The organism is Bradyrhizobium sp. USDA 4516 (assembly GCF_054055915.1).
In genome coordinates this window covers 2440644-2453596 of sequence record NZ_JBSRXT010000001.1, presented here as the reverse complement: position 1 = coordinate 2453596, position 12953 = coordinate 2440644, and the positions used below count along the sequence as shown (strand labels likewise).

Below are 12953 nucleotides of genomic sequence, written 5' to 3'. Positions count from 1 at the left end.
ACGGCCAGTACCTCGGTTGACATAGGAACATAGTAGGAACATAGGTACTGTAACCTGAGGGTGTGGCGATCGCCTCATCCGCGGCGGACTTGCGTGGCCGCAGGACCAAAGACCAAGCCGCGCACCACTTGCGGATGAATTTCGACGCCTCCTATGATGGGTTGTGGCTGGGGGAGTGCGCGTCATGAGAGTTGCGATCTGGGCGGCCGTTGCGGCCGCGTGGCTGTTTGCGTCTGCAACTCCGTCGAGCGCCCGCGGTCCCTACGGCTCGATCACGGTCGGCAACTGGAAGGGCGGCGCTTTCACCAACGACAAGAATGGCGCCTTCACCCATTGCTCGGCGGGCACCACCTATCAAAGCGGCATCTTCTTCATGGTGTCGATCGCCGAGAATGGCAGCTGGCGTCTCGGCTTTGCCCATGACAGCTGGCGTCTGACGCCGGGCGAGGCCTTTCCGCTGGCGCTGACCTTTGACGGCCAGCCGGCGTTCAACGTCTACGGCATGCCGCTCGGCACCCAGCTCGTGAATGTCGAGATGCCGGTGAATTCCAGCCTGATCAACCAGTTCCGCAAGGCGCGCCAGATGACGGCATTCGCGCAGGGACAATTGTTTCAGTTCAACCTCAATCAGACCGCGCAGCTGTTGCCGGCTCTGCTCAACTGCGTCGTCTCGGTGAAGAAGAACGGCGTCTCCAATGCCGGCGAGTTCGCGGTCGCGACAAAGCCTGCGGCGGCGCCGCCGCAGCAGGCTGCAGCACCCAGCGCGCCGCCGGCGAAGCAGGCGAGATCGGGGACCGGCACCGGCTTTGTGGTCAGCAGCAGCGGCCACGTCGTCACCAATCACCATGTCGTCGGCGGCTGCAGCGAGATCACGGGCAACCTGAGCGGCGAGGCGCCGGTCAAGCTGCGCCTGGTGTCCGATGACGAGACCAATGATCTCGCGTTGCTGCAGGCGCCGACCCCTTTCAAGGATGTCGTCAGCCTCAGGCAAAACCCCATCCTGGTCGGCAACGGCGTAGTGGCGATCGGTTATCCCTATCACGGATTGCTGACATCCGATTTCACGGTCACCACGGGCATTGTCTCTTCGCTGAGTGGCATCCTCAACGATACCCGTCATCTGCAGATCAGCGCCGCCGTGCAGCCGGGCAACAGCGGCGGTCCGCTGTTCGACCTTACCGGCGCGGTGGTCGGCGTGGTGGCTGCCAAGCTCGACGCGGTCAGGATGGCGCGGGCGACGGGGACCATCCCGGAGAACATCAATTTCGCGATCAAGACCGGCGCGCTGCGCGACTTTCTCGACAACAGCGCGGTGGCGTACCGGACCGCCGAGTGGCGCGAGGAGATGAAGAAGGAAACCGCCGAGATTGCCAAGAATGCGCGCGGCTACACGCTGCTGATCACCTGCACGGTGAACGAGCAGAGCGCGAGTGCGAAGAAGGGCAATTGAGACCTCCGCTACGCCCTCTTCCCGTCCTTACGGCAGGGCGACTGCATCTGGCTACCGGCCACACGTCTTTCCTTGCGACGTCCGGGCAGCCGCCGACTCCTTTGCATGGGGTTGTTTTCGATATTTTGGCAATGGGCGCCTGCCAGGTACGGGCGGAGCTCAACGGAGCCGCCGCAGAGTATGCACGGTGATCTCGGCCGGGCAATTCAGCCGCACCGGCGCGAGGCTGGTGCCGGCGCCGGCCGAGGTGTAGCCGGCAAGTTCACCGAAGCGCCAGGCGCCTCGGCCCATCCGGCGCGGCAGCCGCGCCTCCAGCTTGATCGCGATGCCGCCGGGCAGGCAGAGCTGGCCGCCATGGGTATGGCCGCTCAGCATCAGGTCGAAGCCGGCTGCCGCCGCCGCGCGGTAGGATTCCGGCGTATGTGCCAGCAGGATCGAGAATGCATCGCGCGGGATCGCCGTGGCAGCCCTTGCAATGTCGTCGGTGCGGTAGAAGTGCGCGTCGTCGATCCCGGCGAGGTGGATCGTCGCGCCATCGCGCGTGATCGACTCCTGCTCATTGAACAGCATCCTGATGCCCATCGCCTCCAGCGCCGGCGTCATGCGGATGCTGTCGTGATTGCCGAGGATGCCGTAGAGCGGCAGCTTGATCCGCGCGCACAGATCCCGCATCAACGCGAGGCTCGTTTCAAACGGCCCATACGTCTTGCCGCGGTAGTCGCCCGTGAGAACGCAGATATCGCAGGCGATATCGCTCACGATGTCCATCAGATGCCGCATCGCGCGTTGGCTGATGTCGGCATGGAGATCGCTGAGCTGAAGCATGGCGAAGCCGTCGAAGGCCGCCGGCAGGCGCGCCGACGTCACCAGGTTGCGTCGCACTTCGACCCTATCGGCATTACGCCGCGCGCGGCCGTGCAGGCCGGTCACCTTGAGCGCGGTCTCGATGATCCGCGGCGCCAGTTTCCAGTTCTCGACGTTGAACAGCAGCGTGCCCTGGCCGAACACCTGCTTCTCATGCGCGGCCTCGATCCCAAGCCGGCGCACGACGTGATCCGCGCCGATCCGCTCGACCAGTCCCTGCAATGCCGTGTCGGCCATCGTCCCCCGTGCGCTCCGCGATGCCAAGCGCGGACCGGCGCGACACTATCATGCGCAATCCCGGTGGGGATACCGCCGGCACTCAGACCACGGGAACCCGCTTCGCGGCGACCGCGGCCGGCGAGATCACCTCGATGTCGAGCGGTACCTGCCAGCGCTCGGTGAAGCGCACCTGCGGCGGTGCATTGCCGTTGCGCCCACCCTGCAGCACGAAGCCGTCGTAACCCGAGTTCATCACCTCATTGCACTTCTGCACATAGATCGGGAAGCCGCCGATATAGGGCATGAACACGCGGGGACGGCCCGGGATGTTGGCGCCGACATACCACGAGCTGCAGGTCGAGCGCAGCGAGACCGTTGAGACGTCGTTGACATGGGCGACCCAGGCGTCTTCGTCGTCGCGGACCGCCTCGATCGTGCCGGCGCCGATGTCGCGCATATGACTGATGCAATCCGCCAGCCAATCGACATGCTGCTCGATCGCCTGGATCATGCTGGCGAGCACCGACGGGCTGCCGGGCCCGGTGATCATGAACAGGTTCGGAAAGCCCTCGGAGGCAAGGCCGAGATAGGCACGCGGGCCCGCGCGCCATTTCTCGGCCAGCGTCTGCCCGCCGCGGCCGGTGATCGCGATCTTGTCGAACGAGCCGGTCATGGCGGCAAAGCCGGTGGCGGAGACGATCGCGTCGAACTTGTATTCGGTGCCGTCGACGACAATGCCCTCCGTCGTGAAGCGATCGATCGGCGTCGTCGACACGTCGACCAGTTTCACATGCGGCAGATTGTAGGTCTCGAAGTAATTGGTGTCGACGCAGAGCCGCTTGCAGCCGAACACGTTTCGCGGGCACAGCAGCTCGGCCGTCGCAGGATCCTTGACGATGCCGCGGATCTTCTCGCGCGCGAAATCGGCGATGGTGTCGTTGGCGGCCTTCTCGAACAGGAGATCGCCGAACGCGCCGAGGAAGGGCAGGCCGCCGCGCTGCCACGCTTCTTCGTATTGCTGCTCGCGCTCCCGCTCGCTCGCCTGCAAGGCGGGCTGGGCGTTGAACTGGAAATAGAAGCCGGTCGGGCGCGCACGGGCCTTGGCGCGCAGCTCCGGATAATGCGCCTTCGCTTCCTTGAGATATTCCGCCGACAGCCGCTCGTTCCACGCCGGCACCGACCAGGTCGCGGTGCGCTGAAACACCGTGAGCTCGGAGGCCTGCTGCGCGATGATCGGGATCGACTGGATCGCCGACGAGCCGGTGCCGATCACGCCGACGCGCAGGCCGCTGAAGTCGACACCCTCATGCGGCCATTCGCCGGTGTGATAGATCGGCCCGCGGAAATCCGCCATGCCCGGGAAAGCCGGCCGGTTCGGCGCCGACAGGCAGCCGACCGCCATGATGCAGAACTTTGCTGTGACCCTGTCGCCGCGGTCGGTCTCGATCAGCCATGTGCCTGCCTGCTCGTCGAAGGCCGCCGCGGTGACGCGGGTGTCGAACACGATCTGGCTGCGCAGATCGAAGCGATCGGCGACGTGATTGGCGTAGGCGAGAATTTCGGGCTGCGGAGAATATTTCTCCGACCAGCTCCAGTCCTGATCGAGTTCCTCGGAGAACGAGAAGGAATATTGCAGGCTCTCGACGTCGCAGCGCGCGCCGGGATAGCGATTCCAGTACCAGGTGCCGCCGACGCCGCCGCCGGCCTCATAGACCCGCGCGGTGAAGCCGAGTCCGCGCAGCCGATGCAGCATGTACATGCCGGCGAACCCAGCGCCGATCACCACGGCATCGAACGTTCCGGTCTCGGCAGGGCGCACAGTTTTGCGCGCGGTGCTCTCCTGAGCCATGGGCCGTCTCTTCCCTATATCGTTATGTCTTGTCCGCGCCTCGTTGGACGCGGTAGGCAAAGATTAGGGCGAGGGCGGCGCGGCCCGCAAGCAAGCGTATTGCCGTCCAGCGAATAGCTCCTATGCTGTCTCTGGGAGAGGATGAGGGTAAGCGGTGATCGGGTAGTTGTTCTGTCGTGACCGTTCATCTGCCGGCAAAGATCGAGGTCCCATGAAGAAGGAAGAAGTAGAAGCTATCTTCGAGCGGGGCGATTTGGGGCCGATCGAAGACTATCTTGAGGCCGTCGCGACCGAGAAACAATTGCCTGCGGCCGCAGTCGGAATGTGCCTGATCAGAATGGAAGAAGCGGCCCCCGCGCTGCGCGCCATCGTCGCCCGGGCAGGGAACGGCGAGGAACTGTCCGACGATGAGGCCAGGCTGCTGTTCCGAGGTGTCTACATCCTCGGTGGAGCTCGTGACACGGATGTTTGCCGCGACCTGCTGCGACTGCTGCGCAGACCCGAAAGCGAACTTGATGACCTGTTGGGTGACTGCCTGACCGAAAGCATGGCGCGCATTGTCGCGGGTGTCTTTGACGGGGACGTCGACGCCTTGTTGAGTCTGGTCGTGGATCAGTCCGTCGATCAATTTGCGCGCGAGCAGGTTCTCGGCGCGGCCACCTTCCTCACATGGAATGGGATGATCGGGCGGGAGCGCATGCAGCGCCTGCTCAAAGCATTCCACGAGCAAAACCTGGCGGATGACGAGAACCATGCCTGGTACGCGTGGCAGCAGGCAATTGCCCTCCTGGGGTTGCGCGAGCTGGCGCCCTTGGCGTATCGCGCTTTCGATGACGGGCGTATACCCGATTGGATGACAGAACGCCGCGAGTTCGACGAAATGCTCGTCGATGCCGAGCAGCGACCCGAGGAAATCGCACGATTCGAGGAAGTTGGCCTCGGCTATATCAAGGATGCGGTCCAGGAAATGGAAGGGACCGACTACGGCTACAACGAGACCTTCGACGATCTGGATGCCCCCTTTGGGGACGATCTCGATACATTGTGGAGCCACACCGAACCCGTGAGGAATCCCTTGCGCCATGTCGGGCGCAACGACCCATGCCCGTGCGGCAGCGGCAAGAAATACAAGAAATGCTGTCTCGCTGACCAGCGTTGAGCTGCGGCTCCCTCGGTCTCAGCGCCGGCCAAAGCGACTGTCGTCGCTTCGGCGTGGAGAGGACCGGTCACGCTCCTGTCGTCTTCACGATCCGGATCAGCTCGTCGCCGTAGTGCTCGAGCTTCTTGTCGCCGATCCCTGCGATGTTGCGCAGCTCGCTGAGCGTGTCCGGCCGCATCGCGGCGATGCCGTCGATGGTGGAATCGTGCAGCACGACATAGGCCGGCACGCCGCGCTGGCGCGCGACATCCGAGCGCCAGGCGCGCAACGCCGCATGCAACGCGGGATTTGCGGCGCCACCCGGGCTGTCGGCCGCGGGCACAAGCTCGCCGCGGCGCGACTTGCCGCGGACCGCGCGGTTGCGCGCGCCCTCCGGCTGCTCACGCAGCATCACCGCGGTCTCGCCCTTCAGCACGCCGCGGGCGCTGTCGGTCAGAACAAGCGCGCCGAAGGCATCGCTGTCGGCGCGCAGATGGCCCATCGCCACCAGCTGGCGCAGCACCGCGCGCCATTGCTTCTCGTTGAGCTCGCGGCCGATGCCGAACACCGACAGCTGGTCGTGGTTGAACTGCTTGACCCGTTCGGTCAGCCGCCCGACCAGCACGTCGATCAGGTGCATGGCGCCGAAACGTTGGCCGGTGCGGTAGACGCAGGACAGCAGCTTTTGTGCGAGCACCTTGCCGTCGCGGACGCGCGGCGGCGTCAGGCAGTTGTCGCAATTGCCGCAGCTATCCTCCGCGCGGGTCTCGCCGAAATAGCCGAGCAGGCGCTGCCGGCGGCAATGCACCGTTTCAGCCAGCGCAACCAGCGCGTCGAGCTTGCCGACCGAGACGCGCTTGAAGGCATCGGAGCCGGTCGATTCATCGATCATGCGGCGCTGTTGCACGATGTCGGACAGGCCATAGGCCATCCATGCCGCCGACGGCTTGCCGTCGCGGCCGGCACGCCCGGTCTCCTGGTAGTAGGCTTCGATGCTCTTCGGCAGATCGAGATGCGCGACGAAGCGTACGTCGGGCTTGTCGATCCCCATGCCGAAGGCGATCGTGGCGACGATCACGAGCCCGTCCTCGTTGAGGAAGCGGTCCTGGTGCCGGGCGCGCACGCCGACATCGAGCCCGGCATGATAGGGCAGCGCCGGAATGCCGGCCTCGCTCAGCGCCGCCGCGACGTCCTCGACCTTGGCGCGGGACAGGCAATACACCACGCCGGCATCGCCGGCATGCCGCTCCTTGATGAAATTCTTCAGCTGCGTGGTCGCATTCTGCTTGTCGACGATCTCGTAGCGGATATTGGGCCGGTCGAAGCTCGCGACGAATTGCGGCGCGTCGGTAAGCTGCAGCCGCTCGGCGATCTCCCTCCGGGTCAGCGCATCCGCGGTCGCGGTCAGCGCGATGCGCGGCACTTTGGGGAAGCGCTCGGCAAGTGCGGACAGGCCGATATATTCCGGGCGGAAGTCATGGCCCCATTGCGAGACGCAATGCGCCTCGTCGATCGCAAACAGCGCGATCTGCGCCTGGCCGAGCAGACTGAGGCAGCGCGGCGTGAGCAGCCGCTCCGGCGCCACATAGAGCAGGTCGAGATCGCCGGCGAGCAGCCGCCGCTCGACCTCGGAGGCTTCCTCATAGGACAGCGTCGAGTTCAGCACCGCGGCGTTGACGCCGGCTTCAGTGAGGCCCGCGACCTGGTCGCGCATCAGCGCAATCAAAGGTGATACCACGATGCCGCAGCCGTCGCGCAGCAGCGACGGCAATTGGTAGCACAGCGACTTGCCGCCGCCGGTCGGCATCAGCACCAGGCAATTGCCGCCATCGGTGACGTGACGGATGATGTTTTCCTGCGCGCCGCGGAAGCCCGACAGGCCGAACACGGAACTGAGCATGGACAGCGCATCGCGAGACGGGGCGGAGGCGCGATCGAGGGCGGGCTGGGCGGTCATGATCCCTTGCGCGATCCCTTTGGGATTTTCCAGGATTCCTTGAGGTCAACAGGCGGTGATCGAGGTCTTCTGGCCGAACGATACCGGAATGAAAGGTGTTAATACACGTCCCAACAACAAACTCAATTCAGCATGACTGGTCAGCTGCGGATCATCACAGGCATTGCCGCGATCGTGCTGGTCGCGGGCGCGGCGGCAGCCTTTGCCGTCGCCTGGCGGCCGCAGATTGCCGCGATTGCGCCGCCGCGGGCCGATACCTTCGACCCTGATGTGGTCAAACGCGGCCGCGAACTCGCCGCGATCGGCAATTGCAACACCTGCCACACCGTGCAGGGCGGCGCGACTTATGCCGGCGGGCTCCCGGTTCCAACGCCGTTCGGCATCGTCTTCTCATCCAACATCACGCCGGATGCCGAAACCGGCATCGGGCGCTGGCCGGAGGAGGCGTTCGTCCGCGCGATGCGCTCCGGCGTCGCCCGCGATGGCCAGCATCTCTACCCGACCTTTCCCTATGACCATTTCACCAACGTCTCGGATGCGGACGACCGGGCGCTGTATGCGTTCCTGATGACGCGACAGCCGGTCCGCGCGTCGCCGCCGGCGAATCAGCTTTCGTTTCCGTTGAACTATCGACCGCTGATTGCAGGGTGGAAGCTGCTGTATCTGCGCAGCGGCGATGCCCCTCAGGACTCGGCGAAGGGCGCGGAATGGAACCGCGGCGCCTATCTGGTGGAGGGGCTCGCGCATTGCGGCGCCTGCCACACGCCGCGCAACGCGCTCGGCGCCGAGCGTGTCAATGCGCAGTTCGCGGGCGGCGAGGTCGACAATTGGCACGCCTACGCGCTGAACGACACCTCGCACGCCCCGGTGCGCTGGACCGCCGACGCGCTCTACGCCTATTTGCGCCACGGCTGGCAGGCCGATCATGGCACCGCGCGCGGGCCGATGGCCGAAGTGATCGGCAATCTGGCGACGGTGCCCGACAGCGACGTGCGGGCCATCTCCGTGTACATGGCCGATATCTCGGGCGCGCCGGCGCCGGATCGCAAACGGCCGGCCGACGTCGTCGCACAATCGTCTTCCGATGATGCGGCACAGACCCATGCGGCCGGCGCAGCGATCTATGCCGCGGCGTGTGCCTCCTGCCATGAGGGCAACCGCGCGCTGCCCTATGGCGGCGTCAATCTCGCGCTCAGCACGGCGATCGCAAGCCCCGACCCGCGCAATCTCCTCAATATCGTGCTGTCGGGCGTCGGCGCCGTCGAAGGCGAGCGCAGCCCGATCATGCCGGGCTTCGCCAGCAGCATCGATGATACGCAGATGGTCGCGCTCACGGCCTATCTGCGCGAGCGGTTCGGCAAGCGGCCGGCGTGGGCCAATCTCGACAAGGCGGTGCGCGATGCGCGGGCGGTGCAGGCCACGTCGCTTGCGGCGCGCGACACGCCAGCGGAATCCAGACAGCGAGGCAAGCCATGATGACATTGAAGGTCAATGGCAGGGATCATCAGGTCGATGCGGAGCCGGATACGCCGTTGCTCTATGTGCTGCGCAATGATCTGGCGCTCAATGCCGCCAAGTTCGGCTGCGGGCTCGGGCAATGTGGCTCCTGCACGGTGATCGTCGACGGCAAGGCGGTGCTGTCCTGCGTCACGCCGCTGGTCCTGGTCGAGGGCAAGCAGGTGACGACGCTCGAAGGGCTCGGCACCGTGGCCGCGCCGGCGCCGATCCAGCGCGCCTTCATGGAGGAGCAGGCGGCGCAGTGTGGCTACTGCATCGCCGGGATGATGATGCGCGCGCAGGCGCTGCTGATGCGCAACCCGAAGCCATCGGATGCGCAGATCCGCGCCGAGCTGGAGCCCAATCTCTGCCGCTGCGGCACCCATATGCGCATCCTGCGCGCGGTGCACCGCGCCACCAGGTTGATGGATACGGCCGACGCCGCAAGCGACAGGAGCGTCCGATGACCGCGCCGGTAATTCTCGATCGCCGCAGCGTGCTGGCCGGCGGCGGTGCGCTGATTGTCAGCTTCTCGCTGCGCCATGCGGTGGCGCAGGAGCAGAAGGCTGCGCAGGGCCCGGCGTTGCCGGGCAGCCTGGCCAAAACGCCCAATCTGGATTCCTGGATCCGTATCGATGCCAATGGCCAGGTCACGGCCTTCACGGGCAAGGCCGAACTCGGCCAGGGATTCCGCACCGCGTTCCAGCAGATTGCGGCCGAGCAGCTCGATATTCCCTTCGATGCGCTGAAGGTGATCACCGCCGACACCAAACTCACGGCGAACGAGGGCTACACGTCCGGCAGTCATTCGATGCAGGACAGCGGCACGGCGATCCTGCATGCCGCGGCGCAGGCGCGCATGTTGCTGGTGGCCGAGGCGGCAAAGCGTTTCGGCTTGCCGCCCGACGGCTTGCGAACCGAGAATGCGGCCGTCATCGCTCCCGATGGCCGGCGTCTGGGCTATGGCGAGCTTGTCGCCGCGGACATGTTGCACGTCCAGGCGCAACCGACATCGAGCCTGAAGGATCCGGCGAGCTTCAAGGTGATGGGCCAGCCGGTGCCACGCGTCGATATTCCGGCCAAGGTCACGGGCGGCGCCGCCTATGTGCAGGACATGCGGCTTCCCGGCATGGTGCATGCGCGCGTGGTGCGCCCGCCGAGCTACGGCGCGCAGCTCGTGGAATGCGACACGGCCGCGATCGAGAAATTGCCCGGCGTGATTCAAATCGTGCGCGACGGCAACTTCCTGGCCGTGGTGGCGGAGAAGGAATTTTCGGCGGTCAAGGCCATGCACGCGCTGGCCGCCGCGGCGAAGTGGCGGGAGAGCGCGAAACTGCCGAACCAGCACGATCTGGCCAACGTGCTGACCACGCTGCCCTCTCAGGATTTCGCGATCTTGCAGCGTAGCGATCCCACGGTGAGCGGCGCGCGGTCGCTCGAAGCGACCTATGCGCGGCCTTACCAGTCGCACGGCTCGATCGGGCCGTCCTGCGCGGTCGCGCAATTCGTCGACGGCGCGATAACGGTGTGGACGCACACGCAGGGCGTCTATCCCGACCGGCAGGCGATCGCCGAGATGCTCGGCATGACGCCCGCCAGCGTCCGCCTGATCCATGTCGAAGGCTCCGGCTGTTACGGCCACAATGGCGCCGACGATGCCGCGGCCGACGCCGCGCTGATCGCCCGGGTGCTGCCAGGGCGCCCAATTCGGGTGCAGTGGATGCGCGAGCAGGAGCACGGCTGGGAGCCGTATGGTCCGGCGATGGTGACAAAATTGAGCGCGTCACTCACGGCCGACGGCAAGATCGCCGACTGGAATTTCGCGGTGTGGAGCAACACCCATTCGATGCGGCCGGGCGGCGCCGGCGCGCTGCTTGCGGCCCAGCACATGGCGCGATCATTCGCGGTGCCCGCACCAAAGCCGTTGCCGTTGCCGGAAGGTGGCGGCGATCGCAACGCGATTCCGATCTACAATTTTCCGAACGCGCATGTGATGCATCACTTCATCCCCGCGATGCCGCTGCGGATCTCCGCGATGCGCGCGCTCGGCGCCTATCACAACGTGTTCTCGACCGAGAGCTTCATGGATGAACTGGCCGCTCTCGCCGGCGCCGATCCGGTCGAGTTTCGGCTCAGGCATCTCGACGATCAGCGGGGCCGCGCGGTGGTCGAGAAGGCCGCGGAGGAATTCGGCTGGACGCGCGGACAGCAGCCGCCGCGAAATCGCGGCTACGGCTTCGCTTTCGCGCGCTACAAGAATCTCGCCGCCTATTGCGCCATTGCATCCGAGGTCGAGGTCGATCGCGAAACCGGGCGGGCCCGGCTGGTGCGCGCGGTCGCCGCCGTCGACGCCGGCCAGGTCGTCAATCCGGACGGCATCACCAACCAGATCGAGGGCGCGATCGTGCAGTCGACCAGCTGGACGCTCTATGAAAGCGTCACCTTCGACGAGACAAGGATCACCAGCATCGACTGGCAGACCTACCCGATCCTGCGCTTCAATGCGGTGCCCGACAGTATCGCCGTCCACATCATCAACCGCCCCGGCCAGCCATTCCTCGGCAGCGGCGAGACCGGGCAGGGCCCGGCCGCCGCCTCGCTCGCCAATGCCATCGCGCATGCAACCGGCAAGCGGCTGCGCGAGCTGCCGCTCAGCCGCAAACGGATCAAGGACGCGATCGACGCGTAATGCGGTCAAGCCGTTGCAGCAGGGGGAGCCGGGGGCGGCGTCATCGGCTCGACGTTGTAGGTCATCGGCATATTGATCGGCTTGTAGGCCGGATCCTTCTCCATGCGCTCCAACACCGAGGCATGGATGGTCGCGCCGTCCGCAATCGGCCGCGGCTCGCCGCGCGGCAGATAGAAGCCGAGGAAGCATTTCCGCTCCGGCCATTCCTTCCATTTGTCGCTCTTCGGAATCCATTCCAGGATTTCCCAGGCGGCGGTCAGCGAATTGTGCAGCGGAGCGGTCGCGCTCGGCGGCACATATTCGTGCTTGTGCGGCGGCAACGGCATGCCCCAGGCGAGATGATCGATCAGCGCCTGATCCATGTGCAGCCCGGCTGCCTTGGCCTGCTCGAGCATCCAGATCAGCGGAAACTTCGACGGCCCGCTCTGGTCTTCCGGATAGCCGCCGCCGACGTCGGAGTGCACGCCGGCAAACCAGACCTGGCGGATGTCCTGCTCCACCTCCGTTGCCGGATCGAATGGATCCGAGCGAAATTTCTGCGGCTCGATCCAGCGATTGAGTCGGAACATGCGCCTGCGCTCGTCGATCGAGATCGCCTGGCGGAACCGTTTGACGCTGGAATTGGTGCGGGTGAACAGCAGCGTCTGCAAGTCGAACAGGAAATTGTCCTGTCGCGGCACGATGATCGAGGCCACGGTGTCCCAGACCCCGACGAACTCGATATCGATGTTGCGGCCGCCGGCAATCTGGCTGAAATGCCAGGCCTCCTTCAACGGAGCATAGTCGAACGAGCCGTCGGATTTCTGGGCGTCGGAGCTGGCTTTTTTGTAGGTGCCGAAGGCGTAGCTCGCGAGGTCGAGCTGGTCGACGGGCAGCAGGCCCATCACATGGACGAAGGCCGCGAGCACGCGCACCGTGTAGGCACCGCGGCTGAAGCCGAACATCCAGACCCGGTCACCGGGCTCCCAGGTTCGGCACAGGAACAGGTAGGCGCCGAGCGTGTCCTGGTCGAGACCGGCGCCGAAGGCCAGCCCGAACAAGCCGCGCATCTGCTGCTTGAAGCGGCCCCAGGCGTTTTGCAGGCCGATGGTGCCGAGGCCGGGATGATAGTAGATCCGCTGCCGGTCATTCTTGTCGGCGACGCGGAACAGCTTCAGCACGTTGGAAATATTGTCACCGATCTCGTTGCCGGTGCCGTCGCAGCAAATCACAATATCCTTCGGCATCCGTTGCCCTCGCGGCCGCCGTGAAAATTCGCAGCCTCTATGTACGGCAGAATGCGGTGAAAAT

Annotated in this window: 9 protein-coding genes; 5 read left to right on the top strand and 4 right to left on the bottom strand. The window is 65.4% G+C overall.

Going from position 1 to position 12953, the window contains the following annotated elements:
• The first annotated feature begins 184 nt into the window (after positions 1-184).
• A complete protein-coding gene (locus ACVI1L_RS11360; RefSeq protein ID WP_253605153.1) occupies positions 185-1450 on the top strand; it encodes a S1C family serine protease in 1266 nt (421 codons plus the stop codon).
• Between the two features lie 159 nt (positions 1451-1609).
• On the opposite strand, the gene ACVI1L_RS11355 is transcribed toward ACVI1L_RS11360, so the two are convergent.
• Together ACVI1L_RS11355 and ACVI1L_RS11350 are read right to left on the bottom strand one after the other, a co-directional pair.
• The gene (locus ACVI1L_RS11355) at positions 1610-2551 is read right to left on the bottom strand and encodes a metallophosphoesterase (RefSeq protein WP_456782897.1); all 942 of its coding nucleotides are present in this window, start codon (positions 2549-2551) and stop codon (positions 1610-1612) included.
• Positions 2552-2633: 82 nt separating this feature from the next.
• Positions 2634-4382, bottom strand: a complete 1749-nt coding sequence (locus ACVI1L_RS11350; RefSeq protein ID WP_456782896.1) for a flavin-containing monooxygenase — start codon at positions 4380-4382, stop codon at positions 2634-2636.
• A gap of 211 nt (positions 4383-4593) precedes the next feature.
• Between ACVI1L_RS11350 and ACVI1L_RS11345 the strand changes: the two genes are divergently transcribed.
• The gene (locus ACVI1L_RS11345; protein WP_057021184.1) at positions 4594-5541 is read left to right on the top strand and encodes a DUF1186 domain-containing protein; all 948 of its coding nucleotides are present in this window, start codon (positions 4594-4596) and stop codon (positions 5539-5541) included.
• Between the two features lie 67 nt (positions 5542-5608).
• Here ACVI1L_RS11345 and recQ read toward each other — a convergent pair whose 3' ends face one another.
• On the bottom strand, positions 5609-7477 hold the full coding sequence (gene recQ, locus ACVI1L_RS11340; protein ID WP_057021185.1) for a DNA helicase RecQ: 1869 nt from the start codon (positions 7475-7477) through the stop codon (positions 5609-5611).
• A gap of 132 nt (positions 7478-7609) precedes the next feature.
• Here recQ and ACVI1L_RS11335 point away from each other — a divergent pair, with 132 nt between their 5' ends.
• Genes ACVI1L_RS11335 through ACVI1L_RS11325 form a run of 3 tightly spaced genes read left to right on the top strand, consistent with a single transcriptional unit; the run spans position 7610 to position 11663 of the window.
• Entirely contained in the window at positions 7610-8953 is a 1344-nt protein-coding gene (locus tag ACVI1L_RS11335; RefSeq protein ID WP_057021186.1) for a c-type cytochrome, read from the top strand.
• A complete protein-coding gene (locus tag ACVI1L_RS11330; RefSeq protein ID WP_057021187.1) occupies positions 8950-9441 on the top strand; it encodes a (2Fe-2S)-binding protein in 492 nt (163 codons plus the stop codon). Before ACVI1L_RS11335 ends, ACVI1L_RS11330 begins: the two co-directional genes overlap by 4 nt.
• On the top strand, positions 9438-11663 hold the full coding sequence (locus ACVI1L_RS11325) for a molybdopterin cofactor-binding domain-containing protein (RefSeq protein WP_456782895.1): 2226 nt from the start codon (positions 9438-9440) through the stop codon (positions 11661-11663). The genes ACVI1L_RS11330 and ACVI1L_RS11325 overlap by 4 nt, the downstream gene beginning before the upstream one ends.
• A gap of 5 nt (positions 11664-11668) precedes the next feature.
• Here the strand turns inward: ACVI1L_RS11325 and ACVI1L_RS11320 are convergent, their stop codons facing one another.
• Positions 11669-12889 (bottom strand): DUF2235 domain-containing protein, encoded by a 1221-nt coding sequence (locus ACVI1L_RS11320; RefSeq protein ID WP_168857643.1) that lies wholly within the window; start codon positions 12887-12889, stop codon positions 11669-11671.
• Positions 12890-12953 lie beyond the last annotated feature (64 nt).